This is a genomic window from Streptomyces sp. BK208 (assembly GCF_004364245.1).
Taxonomy (GTDB): Bacteria; Actinomycetota; Actinomycetes; order Streptomycetales; family Streptomycetaceae; genus Streptomyces.
In genome coordinates this window covers 658,599-680,128 of sequence record NZ_SOAV01000002.1, presented here as the reverse complement: position 1 = coordinate 680,128, position 21,530 = coordinate 658,599, and the positions used below count along the sequence as shown (strand labels likewise).

Below are 21,530 nucleotides of genomic sequence, written 5' to 3'. Positions count from 1 at the left end.
CGGCTCAGCGCAGCCGGATCACGTTCCAGGACAGCGGCTCCAGGGTCGAGGTGAGCCTGCCCCCGTCCAGGGCGGTGCCGTCCACCGGGTGCGGGACGACGCGGTCGGGCTCGGCGAGGGTGTTGCGGGCGTCGGGGTCGGCGTCCGCGAGGGCGCTGTGCTCGACGACCTCCGTCAGGTCCAGGGCGCCGAGGGCGACCTCCAGCGGGAGGGCCTCGGTGCGGGAGCGGTTGACGGCGAAGACGGTGACGGTGCCGTCCTCGGCGCGCACGGCGGTGGCGTGCAGCAGGTCGGCCTCGCCGTACTTGGCCGTCTCGTACACCGGCGAGTCCACGCGGACGTCGAGCACCTCGCCGCGGCCGTACCGGGAGGCCTGGGAGAAGGGGAAGAAGGTGGTCTGGCGCCAGGCCGGGCCGCCCGGCTCGGTCATGATCGGGGCGATGACGTTGACGAGCTGGGCGAGGCAGGCCACGGTGACGCGGTCGGCGTGCCGGAGCAGGGCGATCAGGAGCGAGCCGAAGACGACGGCGTCCGTGACGCTGTAGTTGTCCTCCAGCAGACGCGGCGCCTCGGGCCAGTCCAGGACGCTCACCTGGGCCTCGGTCCTGCTCATGTACCAGACGTTCCACTCGTCGAAGGAGAGGTTGATCCTCTTCTTCGACTTGAGGCGGGCACCGACGTGGTCGCAGGTGGCGACGACGTTCTCGATGAACGACTCCATGTCCACGGCGGAGGCGAGGAAGGAGTCGACGTCCCCGTCGTGCGGTTCGTAGTAGGCGTGCAGCGAGACGTGGTCGACCAGTTCGTAGGTCTCCGTCAGGACGGTCGCCTCCCAGGCGGCGAAGGTCTCCATCGCCTGGCTCGACGACCCGCAGGCGACCAGTTCGACGTCCGGGTCGATCTGGCGCATGGCGCGGGCGGTCTCGGCGGCGAGGCGGCCGTACTCCTCGGCGGTCTTGTGGCCGGTCTGCCAGGGGCCGTCCATCTCGTTGCCGAGGCACCACAGGCGGATGCCGAAGGGGTCCTTGTCGCCGTGCTCGGCCCGCAGGTCGGACAGGGCGGTGCCGGCGGGGTGGTTGGCGTACTCCTGGAGTTCGAGCGCCTCGGCGACGCCCCGGGTGCCGAGGTTGACGGCCATCATGGGCTCGGCCTGCGGGCCGATCTTCCTGAGGAAGGCGATGTACTCGGAGAGGCCGAAGCGGTTGGTCTCGGTGGAGCGCCAGGCGAGGTCGAGGCGGCGCGGGCGGTCCTCCACCGGGCCGACGGAGTCCTCCCACTTGTAGCCGGAGACGAAGTTGCCGCCGGGGTAGCGCACGGCGGTGACGCCGAGTTCCCGGACGAGGTCCAGCACGTCCTCGCGCAGGCCCGCGGCGTCCGCGGCGGGGTGGCCGGGTTCGAAGACACCGGTGTACACGCAGCGTCCGAGGTGCTCGACGAAGGAGCCGAAGAGCCGGGGGTTGACGGCGCCGACGGTGAAGGCGGGGTCGAGGGTGAAGCGGGCGGGGCGCATCTTTTCCTTTCGGGGGATGGGATGGCGGGTCCTCGGTGCGGGGCCCTCTACTGGCCTGCCAGGCCCGTGTGGGCGACGCCCGCCACGATCTGGCGCTGGAAGAAGACGAAGACGACGATCAGGGGCAGGCCCGCCATGAGACCGCCGGCCATCAGCTGGGCCCACTGGATGCCGTAGGAGTTCATGACGGTCGCGATGCCGTTCGGCATGGTCATCAGGTCGGGGTTGTTGGTGACCATGTAGGGCCACAGGAAGTTGTTCCAGGAGCTGATGAAGGTGAAGATGCCGACCGCCGCCAGCGAGGGGCGGGAGAGCGGCACGATGATCGTGAAGAAGACCCGCCAGCGGCCCGCGCCGTCGATGAAGGCGGCCTCCTCCAGCTCGCGCGGGACGCCCTGGAAGAACTTGTAGAGGATGTAGACCATCGCGGCGGGCGCGCACTGCGGCAGGATCATGCCCCAGTAGGTGTCGACCATCCCCATCTGCTGGACGCTGGTGAACAGCGGCACGCCGAGCACGGCGGGCGAGACCATGAGGCCGGCCATCACCAGGCCCATCAGGACCCCCTTGCCGCGGAACTCGGTGCGGGCGAAGCCGTATCCGGCGAGCGCGGCGACCAGCAGCACGATCGCCGTCACGCACACCGACACCACGAGCGAGTTGACGAACCAGTCGGTGATGTTGCCGGTCTCGAACAGGGCCTTCCACGCCTGTCCCGTCCAGTCGTGCGGCAGCCAGTGCGTGGGGACCTCGACCGCCTCGGTCTCCGACTTGAGCGAGGTGAACAGGCCCCAGGCGAGCGGGGCGAGGAAGACGGCGGAGACGGCGGTGCCGAGCAGGGTGAGCACGATCTGGCCGGGTGTCCAGGCCCGGTGCGCCCCGGCCCGGGGCGGCTGCCGCGTGGCGGTGGTCATCGGGCGCCCTCCTCACGGTTGCGCAGCAGCCACATCCGGGCGAGGGCGACGGCCGCGATGAGCACGAAGAAGATGATGGAGATCGCGGAGGCGTAGCCCACGCGGTAGCTGGTGAAGCCCTGTTCGAGCGTGTACTGCACGAAGGTGCGGGTCGAGTCCTCGGGACCGGGGCCGAAGTCCTGCATGACGACGGCCTGGTCGAAGACCTGGAGCGAGGCGAGGATCTGCAGGGCGACGACGAGGCCGGTGATGTTGCGCAGCATCGGCAGGGTGATGTGGACCGTGCGCTGCCGGGCGTTCGCCCCGTCCAGCCTGGCGGCCTCGTAGAGGTGGGCGGGGATGCCCTGGAGCGCGGCGAGGTAGAGCAGGAAGCTGAAGCCGACGGTCCACCACAGGGTGGTGATGACGACGGCGAGCATGGCGTACGACTTGTCGGTCAGCCACGGGGTGTCGAGGCCGAAGACGTGGTTGACCATGCCGGTGCCGGGGTTGAACAGCCACTGCCACAGATTGGCGGCGACGGTGGACGGCAGCAGGAAGGGCAGGAAGAAGCAGAGCCGCCACAGCCACTTGCCGCGCTCGATGTGGTGGGCCAGCATCGCGAGGAGGAAGGCGAGGACGGTGATGCAGGGCACGACGAGCAGCGTGAAGTACGCGCTGTGGCCGAACGCGTCCCACATCAGGGGGTCCTTCAGGGCCTCGCGGTAGTTGTCGAGGCCGATGAAGCGCGCGTCGTCGCCGGAGATGTTGGCGTCGGTGAAGCTGAGGTAGAGGCCGCGCAGCAGCGGCCAGACCACGAAGAGCGCGAAGAGGACGAGGAACGGGGCGACGAACCAGCCGCCGTGCTGGAAGCCCTGTCCGCGGCGGACGCCGGCCCGGTCGGCGGCGGTCTCGGCGCGCGTCGGACGGATGACCGTCCCGGCGCTGGTGGCGGTCATGCGCCGGCACCTCCCTGCGCCGCGGTGCGGCCGTCCATGGGGTTCTTCATGGCGAGCAGTTCGGCGAGGGTGCTCTTCATCCGGCGGGCGGCGGACTCGGGCTTCGCGGAGCCCGTCGTCGAGGAGACGACGACCGGGCCGACCCGCTGGGCGAGGATGCCGGTCGATCCGGCGAACCACACCTTGGGCTCGGTGGCCTGGTGGTCCATGGCGGAGACGTACTCGTTCTGCGGCCGCAGCTTCCGGTAGGCGGCGGTGGACAGGGTCGGCGTGTGGGCGGGGATGTGCCCGCCGGCCGCCCACTGCCGGGCGTGCCGGACGACGTAGGCGGCGAGCCGGTGCGCGCCCTCGTCGGTGGCGCCGCCGCGGCCGGCCTGGTGCGGGAGGACGAAGGAGTGGGACTCGGCGTGGGTGGCCGGCCTGCCGAAGACCGGCGGCAGCGGGGTGGCGCCGTAGTCGAGCTTCGCGGCGTCGAAGACGGGCACCGACCAGTTCCCCTCCCAGCAGAAGGGCGAGCCGTTGACGAACTGTTCGGCACCGGCGCCGCCGCCGAAGGCGGGGTCGGCGTACCCGTCGGCGACGTGCTTGCGCAGGAACTCCAGGACCCTGGCGGCCTTGTCGGTGTCGAAGGTGACCTCGGTGCGGGCGTCGTCGAACCAGGTGCCGCCGAGCTGGGTGTAGAAGGCGACGAAGAACCACCACTGGAAGTTCTGGTCGTTGTGCCACAGTCCGATGGTCTGCAACCCCTTCGCGGTGGCCTTCCTGGCCTCCTTCAGCAGGTCGAACCACTCCTCGGTGGAGGTGACCGGCACGATCCGGCCGTCGTCGCCGAGCAGGCCCGCCTTCTTCAGCACGTCCTTGCGGTAGAAGCAGAGCTGGACGTGGATGTCGAGCGGGAGGGCGTAGAGCTTGCCGTCGATGACCGCGCGCTTCCACAGCTCGGGGTTGAAGTCCTCCTCCCGCACGCCGTACTCGGCGAGCAGCGCGGGGTCCCAGGGGTCGAGGAGGCGGCCGGGCGAGAAGCCGGTGACCCGGCCGAGGTGCATGACGCCGAGGTCGGGCGCGCGGTTGCCGGCGGCGGCCATGGCGAGCTTGGTGTAGAAGGGGCTGCCCCACTGGAGGGTGGAGTCCTTCACCTCGATGCCCGGGTTGTCCCTGCGGAAGGAGTCCAGCATCGCGATCATGTTGTAGCCGTCGCCGCCGCTGAAGAGGTTCCAGTAGCGCACCCGGGTGTCCGCGCCCGAGGCGAGCGCGTCGGCGCCGGTGCCCAGCGCGGCGAAACCGAAGCTGCCCGCGACCGTCAGGCCGCCGGCCGCGGCCAGAAAGTGCCTGCGATCCAGGCCAGGTCGTCCCATGCCCTGCCCCATCTGTCGTTGTCCGCTGCGTTGTCCACGCAGCGATGTTCGATATCTCGGATGGCGCCCGTAACTTCGAACGGGAAACGTAGGTGGGAAGCGCTTGCACGTCAATGGTTCGGGCAAGATCTCGGCAGCACTGCGCACCGGGCGCGGGGGCGGGACGAGGGTTCCGTCTCGGCCACCGGGCGATCCGCGGGCCCCTGGAACTGGCCCGGACGGCACGCGTCTTGGCATATTGCAGGGGTGACCGGAGGACGGCCGGGGGAACGAGGAGACAGCGGTGCGTACCAGGAAGGAGATGCGGCGTCTCGCGGACGCCCTCATCGACCCCATCCGGGTGGCCGTGCCGGCCGATCCCGAGGTGTTGTTCGACGCACTCGTCGCCTCCGTCAGCGCGTGGCGGGGCCGCGAGGTGGTCGTGCACCGGGCCGCGTTCCCGCCGCACACGGCGAGCGGACTGTGGCTGGAGCGCGACGGCCACGACGACGTGGTGGTGGACGAACGCGCGGCCGTCTGGCACCAGATCGTGATCCTCTGTCACGAGGTCTGGCACATGAGCCGCCGCCGGGCCGAGGCGGACGGTGGAGCGGCAAACTCCCCGGCGGGCGAGCGGACCCGGCCGGTGGCCGCGCGCACCGACTTCTCCCTGGCCGAGGAGCAGGAGGCGGACCGCTTCGGCATGCTGATGGGCACGCGGCTGCGCGCCTGGCTGGACGCCTCCACCGACTCGGTGTTCGCGGCGGAGGGCAGTGATCCGGCCAGTCCCGGAAGTCTCGCGGGCCGCATCGGTGCCGCGCTCAACTACCGCGGGACGACCGGATGAACAGCCTGATCAACTACCTGAGTTGCGCAGCGCTCTGGCTCGGCCTGGCGGTCAAGGCCCCCGACCTGCTCCGGCACCGGCACGACCCGTATCTGCGGGCCATCTGCGCGGTGCTGGGGCTGGCCGGGCTCTGCTTCCTGCTCGGTGCGCCGCCGACGGTCGGAACCGTGAACCGGCTGAGCGGCGTGCCCAACCTGGCGGCACCGCTCACCTACGCGGCCATCACCGGCTACTGCGCCGCCTCCCAGGTCCTCGTCGTGCACTGGCGCGGCGGGCCCCGGGTGCGGCACACCGTCCGCCGGTGGACGCTCGCCTACACCGCCGTGGTCCTCGGCATCGGGGTGGCCTTCGCCCTCGGCGACGCGCCCGTGGAACGCCGCACCGACCTGGACACCTACTACGCGAGGACCCCGTTCATCGCCCAGATGATCGTGCTGTACCTGGTCGCGCACCTGACCGCGGTGAGCGTCACGACGGTGTCCGCGCTGCGCTGGGCCCGGCAGGTGCGCGGCGGGCTGCGGGCCGGCCTGGTGCTGCTCGGGACCGGCTCCCTGTGCGGCGCCGGTTACAGCGTGGCCAAGCTCGTCGCGGTGAGCGCCCGTTGGTCCGGCCACGACTGGTCGGCGCTCGGCACCACCGTCTCCCCCGCGGCGGCCGGTCTGGGCGCCCTGCTGGTGGTGGTCGGGGTGCTCGTGCCGCTGGTGACGCCGTGGGCGGCCGAGTGGCGGCGGGCCGCCCGTGCGTACGCCCGGCTCGAGCCGTTGGAGCGGGCGCTGGACGACCTGCTGGTGCGCCGGTCGCTGCGGCTGCCGCGCCCGCGGTTCGCCGGGCCCGCCACCCTCCTGATGTGGCGCCGGACGAGCATCCACAACGCACTCGGGCACCTGGACGCGTACGGCGACCGGGACCTGTACGACCGGACCCGGGCCGACGCGATGGCGGCGACCGGGGACCCCGAGCTGGCCGGGGCGTGCGCCTGGGCCGCGGTGATCACCGACGCGCTGCGGCACGAGGCCGGTCCCGGGCGGGCGGCGCCGCCGGACTCCCGCGCCGGCCGGTCCCCCGCACCGTCGCCGGATCCGGCGACCCTCGCGCGGATCGCCGACGTGCTCGCCGGCGCCGTACGGGTACCGGCCGCGTCCGCCGTGCCGAGCGGCCGGACCACGGCGGGCACCGCGTGAGGGGCCGCGGCGGGTTCCCGGACGGCCGTCGTACGGACGCCCGCGCGGTCCCTCGCACGGGCGGCGGGCACGGCCGGGACACGGAAGTCCCGCACGAGAGGAGTGGTCGGGCGTGAGTCTCGTCGTCTACCTGGCGGCACTGGTGTTCGGCATGACCTCGGTGCTGCTGTTCCGCCGCCCGCGCACCGCCGTCCGCAATCCGCTGACCCTGTCCACCTGCGTGGCGATCGTCCTCGGCGCGCTGGTCTTCGTGTGCGCCGCCCCGGCCACCCTCGGCACCGTCAACGAACTCACCGGCGTCACCAACTTCGGCGCCCCGCTGACCTACGGCATGCTCTCCGCGTACAGCTGCGCGGTGCTGGTGCTGCTGATCAACTGGCGGGGCGGCCCCCGCGCGGTGGTGCGGCGCGCGGTGGTGCGCAGCATGGCCGCCTACGGCCTGCTGGTGGCCGCCATCGTGGTGCTGTTCCTGCTCGCCGACGCGGACACCGAGCGGCTGACCGACCTCGACACGTACTACGCCGCCACCCCGTTCATGCGGGAGATGATCCTGCTGTACCTGCTCGGGCACAGCGCGGCGATGCTGGTGATGTGCGTGGTCTGCGTCAAGTGGAGCCGTGAGGTGGGCGGCCTGCTGCGGGTCGGGCTGCGGCTCATCCTGCTGGGCGGGCTGCTGGACCTGGTGGGGTTCCAGCTCGCCAAGTACACCGCGGTGGCGGCCCGGTGGGCCGGGCACGATCTCGACTTCCTGTCCACCACGGTGGCCCCGCCGATGGCGTCGCTGGCGGCGCTGGTGTGTTCCGTGGGGTTCGGCCTGCCCAGGCTGCTGCCGTCGGTGCTCGCGCACTGGCGGGGGCTGGACGACTACCGGCGGCTGGGGCCGCTGTGGTCGCTGGTGGGGTCGGTGTCCACGGCCCCCAAGCCGCCGGCCGCCTGGTGGCAGCTCCCCCGGGCCCGGCTGCAGTGGCGTGAGGTCTCCATCCACGACGCCCTGCTCGCGCTGGCGCCGTACTTCGACCACCGGGTCAGGGAGCGGGCGCGGGACGCCGCCCTGCGCGCGGGCCGCTCCCCGCACGAGGCCCGGCTGACGGCGGAGGCGGTGATGCTCGCCGACGCGGCGCGCCGGGCCGCAGCCCACGAGGAACCGTCCGGCTCCACCGGCTCCTACCGGCTGCACGCCACCGAAGTACCCGGCCCGAGCGGGCTGGTGGAGCTGTCCCAGGCGCTGCACCACCCGCCCGGCCGCCCCGGCGCGCCCGGCACGAGCCCGTCCGGCCTGACCGGAACCCTGACCGAACCCGAGGAGCCCCATGTCGCGTAGAGCTGTCGTCGTCGGTGCCGGACTGGCCGGGATGCTGGCCGCCGCCGTACTGGCCGACGCGGGCGTGGAGGACGTGGTCGTGCTGGACCGCGACGACCTGCCCGACGGCCCCCGTCAGCGCCGTGGGCTGCCCCAGGGGCGGCACGCGCACCTGCTGATGGCCGGCGGGCTGGCCGCGATGGAGGAGATCGTGCCCGGCGTGGGCCTGCGCAAGCGGCTGCTCGCCGCCGGGGCCCACGAGATATCCCTCAGCTCGGGCATGCTGGCCCGCACCCCCGAGGGCTGGCTGCGCCGCTGGCGGCGTGAGGGTCCCGTCATGCTCACCTGCACCCGGGCGCTGGTGGACTGGACGATACGGTCCACGGTGCTCGAACACACGGCGGTCGAGGTCCGCCGGGCGGCCGTGGCCGGGCTGACCGGTTCCGCGGGGCGGGTGCGGGGCGTGCGGGTGTCGGGGCCCGGCGGTGAGGAGGACCTCGACGCCGACCTGGTCGTCGACGCGAGCGGACGCGGCACGCGGATCGTGCCCTGGCTGGAGCGGCTCGGGCTGTCCGGTGTCCGGACCAGGACCGTGGACTCGGGGCTGGTCAACGCCTCGCGCCTGTACCGGGTGCCGGCCGGGGCGGAGCGGTTCCCGTTGACGATCGTGCAGGCCGACCCGTACGTCTCCCGGCCGGGCCGGAGCGCCATGGTCATGCCGGTCGAGGGGGACCGCTGGCTGGTCAGCTGCGGCGGCACGCGCGGCGGTGAGCCGCCGGCCGACCCGGAGGGCTTCCTGCGGTACACGCTCGGTCTGCCGGACCCGATCGTCGGGCGGCTGGTCTCCGGCGCCGAACCCCTCACCGACGTGCATCTGAGCCGGTCCACCAGCAACGTGCGGCACTACCTGGACAAGGTGCCCCGCTGGCCGGAGGGCCTGGTGGTCCTCGGGGACGCGCTCGGCACCTTCAACCCGGCCTACGGGCAGGGCATGTCGGTGGCCGCGTTCGGTGCCCGGGTGCTCGGCCGGGAGCTGGGCCGGGCGGACCGGCTGGACGCGCCCGGCCTCGCCCGGCGGGTGCTGCGGGGTGCGGCGCGCCCGGTGGACGCGGCGTGGGCGATGGCCGTCGGGCAGGACGTGCTCTACCCCGCCACGCGCGGCGGGCGGCCGGGGCTCGCCGACCGGGCGGCGACGGCGTACACGCGGCGCATGACGCGGGCGGCCACCGGTTCCTTCGCGGCGGCCTCGGCGATCTGGGACGTCACCAGCATGCGTACGTCGCCGGCCCGCATGTTCCACCCGTCGGCGGTCCTGGCCGCCCTGGCCGGGCCGTCGCTGCCCCCGCTGTCCGGGCCGCCGCTCACCCCCGGCGAGCGCGAGGTGCTCGCCGGACTCGACCGCGCGGGGGTGTGAGCGGGCGGCCGCTCCCGGTGGTCCCGGGCACGGCCGCCACCGCTCGTGACGCCGTCCGGCGGCGTCCCTCGCTCACCCCGCGAACGCGGGCTGCGGCATCCCCCGGCCCGCCCCCGGCACCACCAGCAGCGAGCCGGCCAGCGGGTGCGGGGACGACAGGCCCACCCGGGCCGTGGTGACGTACAGGTCGGTGAGGTCCGGGCCGCCGAAGGCGCAGGCCGTGACGCGCGGGACGGGAAGGGTGATCACCCGGTCCAGGGCGCCGGACGGGGTGTAGCGGCGCACCGCCGAGCCGTCCCACAGGGCGACCCACACACAGCCGTCGGCGTCGACGCACAGGCCGTCGGGGAAGCCCGCGCCGTCCTCGATCGTGGCCAGGGGGCGGCGGCCCGCGACCCGGCCGTCCCCGGCGACGTCGAAGACGTCGATGCGGCGGGTGGGGGTGTCGTTGTAGTACATCAGCCGGCCGTCGGGGCTCCAGCCGGTGCCGTTGCTCACCGTCACGTCGTCCAGGACGGTCTCGGCGGTGCCGTCGCCGGTGAACCGGGACAGCGTGCCCCCGCCGCGCGCCTCGTCGTAGCGCATGGTGCCCGCCCACAGGCTCCCGTCGGGGGCGACGGCGGCGTCGTTGCCGCGGCGGCCGGGGACCGGCTCGCGGTGCAGCCAGCGGAAGGTGTCGTCGGGGTCGACCAGGCCGATTCCGTCCCGGAGGTTGAGGACGAGCCCGCCGCCGGTGCGGGGCTTGACGGCGCCCACGTGCTGGTCGGTGCGGCGCAGCGTGCGCCGGCCGGTGGCCGGGTCGTAGGTGTGGACGCGGGAGTTCAGGATGTCGAGCCACAGCAGGCGGTCCGTCGCCGGGTCCCAGGTGGGCCCCTCGCCGAGGGCCGCCTCCGCGTGGACGGCCACCTCGAAGGCCGTGCCGTTCGTCGTCATGCCGCGCTCCTGTGGCCGAGCCGCTCGGAGAGGTCGGCGGCGCCCTTGACGGCCAGCTGCTCCAGGTCGGCGCGGCGTTCCTCGCTCCAGCGGATCATAGGCACCGAGATCGACAGCGCGGCGACGACGCGGCCGGTGCGGTCGCGGACCGGGGCGGCCACGCAGGAGACGTCCGGGTTGGACTCGCGGCTCTCCACGGCGGTGCCCCGCTCGCGGATCACGGTCAGGGCCTCGCGCAGGGCGGCCGGGTCGGTGATGCTGTTGGGGGTCATCGCGGCCAGCTCGGCGCCGTCGGGGAAGCGCGCGGCGACCTCCGGCTCGGGCAGGGAGGCCAGCAGCATCTTGCCGACGGACGTGCAGTGCGCGGGCAGCCGGCGGCCGGCCGCGGAGACCATGCGCACCGCGTGCGTGGAGTCGACCTTGGCGATGTAGATGACGTCGGTGTCCTCCAGGATCGCCACGTGCACCGTCTCGTCGCAGGTCTCGGCGACGCTCCGGGCCACCTGCTGGCCCTCTGCGGCGAGGTCGAGGTGCTCGGCGTAGCGGGCGCCGAGCTGGTACGGACGCACGCCGAGCCGGTAGCGTCCGGACTGCCCGGGGACCGGGACGATGTACTTGCGGGCGGCGAGCGTGGTGACCAGCTCGTGCACGGTGGTGCGCGGCAGCTGGAGCCTGCGCACGATGTCGGGGGCGGAGAGCGTGCCGTCCCCGTCGAGGAAGAGCTCCAGTATGTCGAGAGCCCGGGTCACGGCCGGCACGAGGCGTCCCATGTCCAGCCCCCTCCCTAGATTGTTCGAGATTTCAACAGGCGGTCGGAATCGCGAACACAGGCTACTCATATCGCGTTTGCCTGGGCAATGGGCGGGTTCCGGCCCACGGTTGGCCGCCCGGGTCCGCCGCGTCCGCGGGGACGTGGTCCGCGGGGACGGTCGCCGCGCCGGCCGTCCCCCTCCGCGAAGGCGGTCACCGTGCCCACCGGCCTCGTCCGCGAAGGCGGTCACCGTGCCCACCGGCCTCGTCCGCGAAGATGGTCGGTATGCCGACCGGAAAGCAGCCCGCAGGACCGTTCACCCCGCGCGACTTCCAGCTCGTCCTGCTGCGCCGCATGGCCGACCACAATCCCGGCCCCGTGGAGGACGCCCGCCGCGCGCTGGGTGCCTCGGTCGCGGACATGCGCGAGGCCAACAGACGCTGGCAGGCGATGCTCCGCTCCCCCCGGTCCCGTTCGGCCGCCGCGCGGTACCGCTCGGTCCTCGGTGAGCCGGACTCGGTGGCACCCCGCCGGATCGGCGACCTGGAGTGCGAGGCCCGGCAGTGGGCGCTGCCCCTCTGGCCCGACCTGCGTTTCGAGGTGCTGGTCGCCGACCGGGGCGTGGTGTGGAACGAGTGGCTGGTCCGCGCCCCCGGCGCTCCGGGGCCCGCACTGCGCACCCTGGACGACCTCACGCCCTGGTCCTGCACGGTCGACGAGGCGGCCCGCGCCTTCGCCCCCGCCCGGCCGCTCCAGGGCTCGGCCCCGACCCGGTGGGGGCTGGCCTTCACCGCCCCGGACCGGGACGGCGTACGGCACGAGGTGGTCGCCGAGTTCACCTGGGGCCTGCTCCAGCGCACCGCCCCCGGCGCGTGACGCGGGGCCCGCGAGCCCCGCGGCGGCGGACGGTCAGCGCTCGTCCTCCGGGTCCCAGTCCAGCAGGCGGACCTTGGCCACCGTACGGACGTGGCGACGCATCGCGGCGGCGGCCTGCCGTGGCTGCCGGGCGGCGACGGCGTCCAGGATCGCCCGGTGCTGGGCCAGGGAGCGGCCGGGGCGGCCGGGCTGGCGCAGGGACTCGGTGCGGCTCTCGGCGATCTGCTGGGCGATCGAGCGCATGAACTCGGCGAGCAGACCGCTGTGCGCCGCCGCCGTCACCGCCGCGTGGAACAGCCGGTCGCCCTCGACGCCGTGCCCGTCCCGGTCGATCTCCTCGGCCATCACCTCCAGCGCGGACCGCATCGCCGAGAGGTCCTCCTCGGTGCGGCGCTCCGCGGCCAGTTCGGCGAGTTTCGTCTCCAGCGCCTCGCGGGCCTCCAGGACGTCGGGGAGGCGCCGGCGGCGTTCGACCATCTTCTCGACCGGTTCGACGTCGAGGCTGTCGCGGACCAGGTAGGTCCCGCCGCCGTGCCGGGCCTCCACCAGGCCCTGGACCTCCAGGACCACGATCGCCTGTTTCACCGAGGCCCGGCTGACACCGAGGCGCTGGGCGAGGTCCCGTTCGGGCGGCAGCCGGTCGCCGGCCCGCAGGCCGCCGTCGGTGACGTACTGGCGCAGCCGCTCCAGCACCTGTTCGTACAGGCGCTGCCTGGTCATGGGCCGCAGGGCGTCGGTCATGAGATCCCCCTCCCGGCCGGAGCGTAGCACCGGGCCGAGGGGCGGTCCGGTGGTGAAGTGGCTGAGCCAATTGTTGCCCGACCCCTTGACGCCGGCCGGGACCGGGCCCACGCTGACCAGCCAACCGCACCCTCCAAGTGGCTCATCCACTCGGCCACTTGGATGGGCCCTCGTTCTCGTCCTCGCCGTCGTCCTCACCCCCCATCAAGACAATCGTCAGGTCAGCACTCGGGAGCCCCCGCATGTCCCCCGAACTCGTCTCGATCCTCGTCCTCGTCGTGGTGTTCGTCATCGCCACCACCCGCTCGGTCAACATGGGCGCGCTCGCCTTCGCCGCCGCGTTCGGGGTGGGCACGCTCGTCGCCGACCTCGACGCGGACGGCATCTTCGCCGGCTTCCCCGGTGACCTGTTCGTCGTCCTCGTCGGGGTCACCTATCTCTTCGCCATCGCCCGGGCCAACGGCACCACCGACTGGCTGGTGCACGCGGCCGTCCGGCTGGTGCGGGGCCGGGTCGCGCTGATCCCGTGGGTGATGTTCGCGCTCACCGGCGCGCTCACGGCGATCGGCGCGGTCAGCCCGGCCGCGGTCGCGATCGTCGCGCCGGTCGCCCTGAGCTTCGCCACCCGGTACTCGATCAGCCCGCTGCTGATGGGCACGATGGTGGTGCACGGCGCGCAGGCCGGCGGATTCTCACCGATCAGCATCTACGGCTCGATCGTCAACGGCATCGTGGAACGGGAGAAGCTCCCCGGCAGCGAGATCGGCCTGTTCCTCGCCTCACTGGCCGCCAACCTCCTCATCGCCGCCGTGCTGTTCGCGGTGCTCGGCGGGCGGAAGCTGTGGGCGCGCGGGGCGGTGACGCCCGAGGACGACGGCGCCCCGGGCCGCGGCGCGGAACCCACCGGCAGGGGCCCCGCCGCCGGGACCGGTACGGACGCGAGTACGGACGCGGGCACGGGCACGGACGCCGGCACGGTGACGGACGGCCGCACCGGAGGCACCGCTGCGGCCGCCGTGGCCCTCCGCCCCGACCGGGAGACCGGCGGTGGCGAAGGCACCGGCCTCGGCCTCACCCCGTCCCGGATCGCCACCCTGGTCGCGCTGGTCGCCCTGGTCGTGGCCGTCCTCGGCTTCGACCTGGACGCCGGTCTGACCGCGGTCTCCCTCGCCGTCGTACTGAGCACCGTCTGGCCGGACGACAGCCGCCGCGCCGTCGGCGAGATCGCCTGGTCCACGGTGCTGCTGATCTGCGGTGTCCTCACCTACGTCGGGGTGCTGGAGGAGATGGGCACCATCACCTGGGCCGGTGAGGGCGTCGGCGGCATCGGCGTCCCGCTGCTGGCCGCCGTGCTGCTCTGCTACATCGGCGCGATCGTGTCGGCCTTCGCCTCCTCCGTGGGCATCATGGGCGCGCTGATCCCGCTGGCGGTGCCCTTCCTCGCGCAGGGCGAGATCGGGGCGGTCGGCATGGTGGCGGCGCTGGCGGTGTCGGCGACGGTGGTGGACGTCAGCCCGTTCTCGACGAACGGCGCGCTGGTGCTGGCCGCGGCCCCGGACGTGGACCGCGACCGTTTCTTCCGCCAGTTGATGGTCTACGGGGGGATCGTGGTGGCGGCCGTGCCGGCGCTGGCCTGGCTGGTGCTGGTCGTGCCCGGATTCGGGTAGGCCCCTGGCGGATCCGGCGCGATCCGGCGCGATCCGGCGCGATCCGGCAGCCTTGAACGACAGCTCCCGGGCAACAGCTCGCAGGCACCAGCTAAGGAGTACTCCGCGTGTCCTCTCTCTTCCCGGCCCTCACCCCGGCCCCGACCGGCGCTCCGGGCGAACGGCCCGCGCTGCGGTTCGGCGAGCGCTCCCTGACCTACGCGGAACTCGCCGCCGCGGCGGGCGCCACGGCCGGGCGGATCGGCGGTGCCCGCCGGGTCGCGGTCTGGGCGGCCCCGGTGGTGGAGACCGCCGTCGCCGTGGTGGCGACCCTGCTGGCCGGGGCCGCCGCCGTCCCCCTCAACCCGAAGTCCGGCGACGGCGAACTCGCGCACATCCTCACCGACAGCACCCCCTCCCTCGTCCTGGCGCCCCCGGACGCCGGGCTCCCGCCCGCCCTCGCCGCCCTGGAGCGCGTCGACGTGGACGTGCGGGCGCGCGGGACCGTCCCCGAGGACCGCGCCGGCGAGGGCGATCCCGCGCTCGTCGTCTACACCTCCGGCACCACCGGACCGCCCAAGGGCGCCGTCATCCCCCGGCGGGCGCTGTCGACGACCCTGGACGCGCTCGCCGACGCGTGGGAGTGGACCGGCGACGACGTACTGGTGCAGGGGCTGCCGCTGTTCCACGTGCACGGCCTGGTCCTCGGCGTCCTCGGCCCGCTGCGCCGGGGCGGGTCCGTACGGCACCTGGGCAGGTTCTCCACCGAGGGCGCGGCGCGGGAGCTGAACGACGGCGCGACCATGCTGTTCGGCGTACCGACGATGTACCACCGGATCGCCGAGACGCTCCCCGGCGACCCGGAGCTGGTGAAGGGCCTCGCCGGGGCGCGGCTGCTGGTGTCGGGGTCGGCCGCGCTGCCCGTGCACGACCACGAGCGCATCGCCGCCGCGACCGGACGGCGGGTGATCGAGCGGTACGGCATGACGGAGACGCTGATGAACACCAGCGTGCGCGCCGACGGCGAGCCGCGCGCGGGGACGGTGGGCGTGCCGCTGCCCGGTGTGGAGCTGCGGCTCGTGGAGGAGGACGGCACGCCGATCGCGGCGCTGGACGGGGAGAGCGTCGGCGAGATCCAGGTACGCGGCCCGAACCTGTTCACCGAGTACCTGAACCGCCCCGACGCCACCGCCGCCGCCTTCACCGAGGACGGCTTCTTCCGCACCGGCGACATGGCGGTGCGCGAGCCCGACGGCTATGTCCGCATCGTCGGCCGCAAGGCCACCGACCTGATCAAGAGCGGCGGCTACAAGATCGGCGCCGGGGAGATCGAGAACGCCCTCCTCGAACACCCGGCGGTGCGGGAGGCCGCCGTCACCGGGGAGCCCGACCCCGACCTCGGGGAGCGGATCGTGGCCTGGATCGTCCCGGCCGACCCCGCCGCGCCGCCCGCCCTGGACACGCTGGCCGGCCATGTCGCGGCCCGGCTCGCCCCGCACAAGCGGCCCCGCGTCGTCCGGTACCTGGAGGCGCTGCCCCGCAACGACATGGGGAAGATCATGAAGCGGGCGCTCGACCGTGGCTGAGGGCCCGGCCGCGGCCGGACGCGCGAGCGCGCGGGAGTTCCTCGCCCTCGTCACCGACGCCCCGCCCTTCACCGAACTCCCCCACCCGGACGGCGCGTGGCCGCCCGACGGCCCCCTCGGCTGGCCCGGCTACGACGCCGCGCGGGCCCGCGCCGCCGGGCGGACCGGCGAGGAGGAGTCCGTCGTGTGCGGCACCGGCCGCGTCGGGGGCACCCCGGCCGTGCTGATCTCCTTCGAGTTCGGCTTCCTGGGCGGCTCACTGGGCAGCCGTACCGGCGACCGGCTGGAGGCGGCGTACACGTACGCACGCGAACACCGCCTGCCGGTCGTGCCGTTGGTCGCCACCGGCGGCAGCCGGATGCAGGAGGGGATGCTCGCGCTGACCCAGCTCCAGCGGGTGGCCCGGCAGTCGGCGCTCACCCGGGCGGCCGGGCTCGCGCAGGTCGCGGTGGTGCGGGACCCGGCGACCGGGGGCGGCTGGGCGACGCTGGGCGCGGGCGCCGACGTGGTCCTCGCGCTGCCCGGCGCCCAGGTCGGCTTCGCCGGTTCGCGGGTCCGGCCGCCGGACGCCGACCCGGCGGCGTACACGGCCGAGGCGCAGCTGGCGGCGGGCAGCGTGGACGCCGTCGTACCGGCCGGGGAGCTGCGCGCGACGCTGGGGCGGTGGCTGCGCCTGCTGACGGCGCCCTCCGGCGACCCGGCGCCGGTGCCGGAACCGCTGGGCGCGCGGGACCTGCCGTCCGGCGGCTGGGACGCGGTACTGCGGGCCCGCGCTCCCGGACGCCCGCGCGCCCGGGCGTACCTGGACGCCTACTTCACCGACCGCGTCGCCCTGTCCGGGGACCGCTGCGGGGGCCGGGACCCGGAGGGCATGCTCTGCGGCTTCGGCGAGCACGCGGGGCGGACGGTCGCCTACGCCGCCCAGACGGGCACGGCGACCCGGCCCGCCGGGTACCGCACCGCGACCCGGCTGATCCACCTCGCGGACCGGCTCGGCATCCCGGTGCTGACCCTGGTGGACACGCCGGGCGCGGCCAACGACGCGGAGGCGGAGCGGCAGGGGGCGGGACCGGCGATCGCGGACCTGTTCGGAGCCGTGGCCTCGGTACGCACGCCGGTCACCACGCTGGTGATCGGCGAAGGCGGCTCCGGCGGGGCGCTGGCCCTGGCCGCGCCCGGTGCCGCCTGGGCCACCCCGGACAGCTACTTCTCCGTCATCGCCCCGGAGCACGCCGCCGCGATCCTCAAGCGCCCGCCGGAGGAAGCGGAGACGACGGCCGAACAACTGCGCATCACACCCCAGGAGTTGGCCGAACTTGGCGTGATCCGAACAAGCGAGCAGTTGTTCCCTGGAACAGGTGATCGTCGCTCTGGAGAGCGCATGTGACTGCAGGGACCAACGATACTTACGGTGTGCGAACGACGGGCTGCAGACCGTAGTCGGCGCACATGTCCCGAGTACGTCCCGGCGGGGCCCCGCGGGTCCCGCACATGAACAGCGCAAGGAGCTGCACGATCATGAACCTTCTCACCGACATCCTCGCCGGCCTCGTCCACTTCGTCGGCTGGCTGGTCTGACGGTCCGAGAACCCGACGGCGCCGCCTCCCCGTCCCAGGGAGGCGGCGCCGTCCGCGTGTCCGCGCCCGGGCACGGGCGCCGAACGGCCGCGGCCTACCGCACCGCCACCGCCCGCACGATCTCCTGCGTGACCGAGCCGCCCCGGTCGTCGTGCGCCGTGGCCCGCAGCGAGACGTGCTCGGCGTGGCGCGGCACGCTCAGCGTCCCGTTCCAGGAGGCGTCACCGCCGTGCAGCCGGACCTGCTGCCAGCTCTTCCCGTCGTCGTACGACACCTCGAGGCCGCCGCCGCCGATCGTCCCGGTGTCCGGGGCGCCCACCACGTACGAGGCGCCGAGGCCGACCGGCAGCTTCTTCCCGCCGCGCACCGTCCCCGCGAGGTCGGTGTCCACGTCGAAGGAGAGGTTGATCAGCGGCAGGTAGGTCCACCGGTCCTGCGGGGTGGCGGCGGAACGGAAGGTCCACTCGGCGTGACCCTTGCTCGCGAGCGGCCACCGCGCCGCGTCGAGCGCGGTGTCGGTGACGAGCTTGTACGTGTGCTCGTCGGCGGGCGCGTCGGAGACGTACGCGGCGGAACTCGGGCCTTGGTCGACCAGTTCGCCGTCCAGGTAGACCGAGGTGGTCTGCGACACGCCGCTCCCCTCGCTCCACACGTCGCCGAAGCCGGTGTGGTCGGGGCCGGAGTCGCCCCAGCCGGGCGCGTTGAACTGGAGCTGGTTGCCGACGCGCTGCTGTCCCCAGCCGAGCCCGGTGCCGAGGTAGGGGTGCCACACCGGCTTGAACCAGTCCAGCTCCTCGTTGGACCCTCCCCGGTACGCGACGACTCCGCCGCGCTCCTCCAGCGCCTCACCGGCGCTCGTCACGGTCTCGTGCCACCGCTGGCCGGGTCCGGTGGACACGTACTCGGTGCGCTGGACGGGGTAGTCGATCCGCTCCCGGAAGCCGAGGCCGATCGGGAAGGTGTCGGTGAGCGAGTACCGGAACTCGCCGCCGCTGGACGGTTCGGCGCCGTGGTACGCGGTGTGCAGCTCGGCGAGGTCGCGGTGGCCGGGCCGGTAGGTGAGGTCGCGGTCGGGCACGGCGCCCCGGTGCCCCTCGGACAGGTCGTACACGTAGGGCGTGTTGCGGGTGCCTGTCATGTCGACCCGTCCGGCCTCGCGCAGCCGGCGGGCGTCGGCCGCGGAGACCGTGGCGATCTGCAGCGGCCGGTCGGCGTTGTCCTCCGTGCCCCAGTACGACATCAGGCGTCCGGCGGTGTCGTCGGTGACGAACAGCGCCTTGACGCCGGCGTCCTGCGCGGCCGCGGCGAGCGCCGCCGGTTCGGTCCCGTCGGTGAGCCGGGCGAGGACCGCCTTGCCGCGCACGCCGTCCGGGAAGGGCCCGTCGCCGATGTCCCCGACGTCGGCCAGGGGCAGCCGGGTGCGGCCCTCGATCAGGGTTCCGCCGGACTGGACGGTGGCCTCGCCGATCCCCTTGACCTCCAGCAGCGGCTTGCCGAGCCGCCACACGGTCCGGTACTCGAAGCCGCCCTCGGTGACCTTCTTCGTGGGCGCGGCGAAGATGCTGTCGTAGGTGAGCGGCACCTGGACGGCGCCGAACAGGTCGGAGCCGTTCGCCTCGCGGTCGTACTCCATGAGGAGCTGCCGGGTCTCGGTGCGCCGGTCGACGTCCGCGGCGATCTCGCGCAGCTCGCGGCCGTCCAGGGTGATCTCGCGGTCCCGGTCGACGACGACCTCCGGCGCGGCGAGGAAGCCGAGGCCGAGGGAGTCGGCACCGTGGCTGCCGCGCACGTCGAGGAAGGACGACAGGCTGTACGTGCCGGGCTTGAGCCGCAGCTCCAGGGTGCCGGACTCACCGACGTGCGCGGGGACCGGGTCGACGCCCTTGGCGAGCTGCTGGACGGTCAGGTCGGCCGGTGTCGCGGCACCGGAGCGGTCCTTGACGTGCACGGTGACCGTGTACCGCTCCTCCTCCTTGACCAGGCCGAACGCGGTGTGCGCGAGGGTGGTCCCGGTCGCGTCGGCCGCCACGATCTGCCCGCCGGTGTTGCCGACCGGCGCCTTGGAGGCGTCGCCGGTGACGGTGGTGGAGGCGGTGCCGTGCGCGGGGACCGTCAGGGAGGTGTCGGCGAGGGTGGCGACGCCCTCGGGGGCGCCCCGCACGGACAGCTTCAGCTCGACGTCGGCGGCGGAGGAGTTGGCGTAGGTGACGGTCCTGGTGACCGGTTCGGCGTCGTCGTACGGCCAGGCGTGGAAGCCGAGGTCGGCGCTGCCGGTCGCGGTGACGTCGGCACCGACGGCGTCCGGCACACTGACCCGGCCCGCGCCCAGCTGGTGGACGGGGGCGTCCAGCTCCTTCGACGTGGACATCAGCGCGTCCTTGAGCCGCGCGCCGTCCCAGTCGGGGTGCTCCTCGGCGAGCAGGGCGGCCACCCCGGCGATGTGCGGCGTCGCCATCGACGTGCCGTCCATGCTGGTGTAGTCGCCGGTGCCCTCCGCCAGCCGGGAGCGGGCGGCGAGGATGCCGACGCCCGGGGCCGACAGGTCGGGCTTGAGCGCGTTGTCGCCGTAGCGGGGCCCGGCGCTGGTGAACCAGGCGGCCTGGTCGGCGGAGTCGACGGCGCCCACGGTCAGTGCGGCGTCCGCCGCGCCGGGCGAGCCTATGGAGGACGGGGCGCCGGTGTTCCCGGCCGCAATGACGAACAGGGCTCCGGTCTCGCGGGAGAGGGTGTTGACGGCCTCGGCCATCGGGTCGGTGCCGTCGCTTGCCTCCGTGGAGCCGAGGCTCATGGACACGATGTCGGCGTCCACGTCCCGGGCGGCCCACTCCATGCCGGCGATGATCTCGGACTCGCTGCCGGAGCCCCCGTCGTCGAGGACCTTGCCGACCGCGAGGGTGGCGCCGGGCGCGACGCCCTTCTCCTTGCCGTCGGAGGCGGCGCCGCTGCCGCCCACGGTGGAGGTGACGTGGGTGCCGTGACCGTGCCGGTCGGCGACCTCCTGACCGGGGATGAAGCTCTTGCTCTGCGCGATCCGCCCCGTGAGGTCGGGGTGCCCGGCGTCCACGCCGCTGTCCAGTACGGCCACGGTGACGCCCTTGCCGGTGAGTCCGGCCTCCCATGCCTCGGGGGTGCCGATCTGGGCGTTTGACTCCGCCATGTCGGCGGTGACCCGCCCGTCGAGCCACACGCCGTCGATCCCGGCGCCGCGGCGGGTGAACTCCCGCCAGAAGGTCCGCCCCTTGTCGGCGTCGACGGCGGCCCCGCGCACGCTGGGCAGCGCCCGGGTGCGCTCGGTGCCCCGCGGGGTGGCGGCCCGCGTGCCCTTGCCGTAGGTCACGATCAGCGGCAGCTCGCCGGTCTCGGTGTCGGCGAGCCCCTGCTCCAGCAGCGCCCCGACGTCGAAGAGCCGTTCGTCGAGGCTGCCGTCGCGCAGGTACGGCAGTGCCTCGTCCGGTACGACGGTGGTCCGGCCGCCCGAAGTGCTGGTGCGCACGGCCCCGGTGGCGCCCTCGGGCCGCTCGACCGTGACGGTCTTCCGGCCGCCGCCGAGGTCGGTGACGGTCACCCGGTCACCGGTGACGAGGGTGACGGTGCGGGCCGCGGTCGCCGTGCGGGCGGCCGCCGTCGGGGGGCGCGCCGGGTCCGGGGGCGGATCCTGTGCCGCCGCCGTCCCGGCCGGCAGCAGCGCGATCACGAGCCCCGCCGACAGGAGGGTCGCCCCGCGTCTGACTGGTCCTGTGCTCATCCACGTCTCTCTTCGTGTCGTCGTCGAGTGCTGTGACGAGTGCTGTGAGCAGTCTCAGGGGGCCCGCGAGACACGGGAGTTGCCTGGATGCGGCGGGTAGGCGCCCTGGCGGGTTCCCGCCAACCGGGCGCGCCGACCTGCATCGAGCGCACCGACGGACTCGACCGTCGCTGCGGCTGCGGCTGTGACTGCGGGGTCGCGGGCGGGCTGCGGCTGCGACGGCGGGTTCGGCTGCG

17 protein-coding genes are annotated in these 21,530 nt (G+C 73.9%); 9 read left to right on the top strand and 8 right to left on the bottom strand.

Features of this window, described 5'->3' with window-relative positions:
- Positions 1-4 precede the first annotated feature (4 nt).
- The 4 genes from EV562_RS07575 to EV562_RS07560 are packed head-to-tail and all read right to left on the bottom strand — an operon-like array spanning position 5 to position 4,717.
- Complete coding sequence (locus EV562_RS07575) at positions 5-1,510, bottom strand: alpha-N-arabinofuranosidase (protein WP_133885869.1); 1,506 nt, start codon at positions 1,508-1,510, stop codon at positions 5-7.
- 47 nt (positions 1,511-1,557) lie between these two features.
- Positions 1,558-2,424, bottom strand: coding sequence for a carbohydrate ABC transporter permease (locus tag EV562_RS07570; protein ID WP_133885868.1), 867 nt, complete (start codon positions 2,422-2,424; stop codon positions 1,558-1,560).
- Positions 2,421-3,362, bottom strand: coding sequence for a sugar ABC transporter permease (locus EV562_RS07565; RefSeq protein WP_133885867.1), 942 nt, complete (start codon positions 3,360-3,362; stop codon positions 2,421-2,423). Before EV562_RS07565 ends, EV562_RS07570 begins: the two co-directional genes overlap by 4 nt.
- Positions 3,359-4,717, bottom strand: a complete 1,359-nt coding sequence (locus EV562_RS07560) for an extracellular solute-binding protein (RefSeq protein WP_133885866.1) — start codon at positions 4,715-4,717, stop codon at positions 3,359-3,361. Before EV562_RS07560 ends, EV562_RS07565 begins: the two co-directional genes overlap by 4 nt.
- Positions 4,718-5,000: 283 nt before the next feature.
- Between EV562_RS07560 and EV562_RS07555 the strand changes: the two genes are divergently transcribed.
- From EV562_RS07555 to EV562_RS07540, 4 genes are all read left to right on the top strand, one after another.
- Positions 5,001-5,543 carry a toxin gene (locus tag EV562_RS07555; protein ID WP_133885865.1) on the top strand — a complete coding sequence of 181 codons (543 nt, stop codon included), beginning with the start codon at positions 5,001-5,003 and terminating at the stop codon, positions 5,541-5,543.
- Complete coding sequence (locus tag EV562_RS07550) at positions 5,540-6,724, top strand: MAB_1171c family putative transporter (RefSeq protein WP_133885864.1); 1,185 nt, start codon at positions 5,540-5,542, stop codon at positions 6,722-6,724. The genes EV562_RS07555 and EV562_RS07550 overlap by 4 nt, the downstream gene beginning before the upstream one ends.
- Positions 6,725-6,836: 112 nt before the next feature.
- Positions 6,837-8,045 (top strand): MAB_1171c family putative transporter, encoded by a 1,209-nt coding sequence (locus tag EV562_RS07545; protein WP_133885863.1) that lies wholly within the window; start codon positions 6,837-6,839, stop codon positions 8,043-8,045.
- Entirely contained in the window at positions 8,035-9,438 is a 1,404-nt protein-coding gene (locus tag EV562_RS07540) for an FAD-dependent monooxygenase (protein WP_133885862.1), read from the top strand. The genes EV562_RS07545 and EV562_RS07540 overlap by 11 nt, the downstream gene beginning before the upstream one ends.
- A 72-nt stretch (positions 9,439-9,510) precedes the next feature.
- Here EV562_RS07540 and EV562_RS07535 read toward each other — a convergent pair whose 3' ends face one another.
- Positions 9,511-10,371, bottom strand: a complete 861-nt coding sequence (locus EV562_RS07535) for an SMP-30/gluconolactonase/LRE family protein (protein ID WP_133885861.1) — start codon at positions 10,369-10,371, stop codon at positions 9,511-9,513.
- The gene (locus EV562_RS07530; RefSeq protein ID WP_133885860.1) at positions 10,368-11,141 is read right to left on the bottom strand and encodes an IclR family transcriptional regulator; all 774 of its coding nucleotides are present in this window, start codon (positions 11,139-11,141) and stop codon (positions 10,368-10,370) included. The genes EV562_RS07535 and EV562_RS07530 overlap by 4 nt, the downstream gene beginning before the upstream one ends.
- Positions 11,142-11,407: 266 nt before the next feature.
- On the opposite strand from EV562_RS07530, the gene EV562_RS07525 reads away from it, so the two are divergent.
- On the top strand, positions 11,408-11,998 hold the full coding sequence (locus EV562_RS07525) for a hypothetical protein (RefSeq protein ID WP_208298307.1): 591 nt from the start codon (positions 11,408-11,410) through the stop codon (positions 11,996-11,998).
- 33 nt (positions 11,999-12,031) lie between these two features.
- On the opposite strand, the gene EV562_RS07520 is transcribed toward EV562_RS07525, so the two are convergent.
- Positions 12,032-12,739 (bottom strand): FadR/GntR family transcriptional regulator, encoded by a 708-nt coding sequence (locus tag EV562_RS07520; RefSeq protein WP_133885858.1) that lies wholly within the window; start codon positions 12,737-12,739, stop codon positions 12,032-12,034.
- Between the two features lie 242 nt (positions 12,740-12,981).
- On the opposite strand from EV562_RS07520, the gene EV562_RS07515 reads away from it, so the two are divergent.
- The 4 genes from EV562_RS07515 to EV562_RS35855 all read left to right on the top strand — a co-directional run bounded on the left by EV562_RS07515 (position 12,982) and on the right by EV562_RS35855 (position 17,549).
- Positions 12,982-14,406, top strand: a complete 1,425-nt coding sequence (locus tag EV562_RS07515; RefSeq protein ID WP_133885857.1) for an SLC13 family permease — start codon at positions 12,982-12,984, stop codon at positions 14,404-14,406.
- Between the two features lie 107 nt (positions 14,407-14,513).
- Entirely contained in the window at positions 14,514-15,971 is a 1,458-nt protein-coding gene (locus tag EV562_RS07510) for an acyl-CoA synthetase (protein WP_133885856.1), read from the top strand.
- Positions 15,964-17,358: a carboxyl transferase domain-containing protein gene (locus tag EV562_RS07505; protein WP_133885855.1), complete on the top strand. Its 1,395-nt coding sequence runs from the start codon at positions 15,964-15,966 to the stop codon at positions 17,356-17,358. Before EV562_RS07510 ends, EV562_RS07505 begins: the two co-directional genes overlap by 8 nt.
- A gap of 62 nt (positions 17,359-17,420) precedes the next feature.
- Entirely contained in the window at positions 17,421-17,549 is a 129-nt protein-coding gene (locus EV562_RS35855) for a hypothetical protein (protein ID WP_279588475.1), read from the top strand.
- Positions 17,550-17,643: 94 nt separating this feature from the next.
- On the opposite strand, the gene EV562_RS07500 is transcribed toward EV562_RS35855, so the two are convergent.
- Positions 17,644-21,294 carry a S8 family serine peptidase gene (locus tag EV562_RS07500; protein ID WP_133885854.1) on the bottom strand — a complete coding sequence of 1,217 codons (3,651 nt, stop codon included), beginning with the start codon at positions 21,292-21,294 and terminating at the stop codon, positions 17,644-17,646.
- Positions 21,295-21,530: the final 236 nt, after the last annotated feature.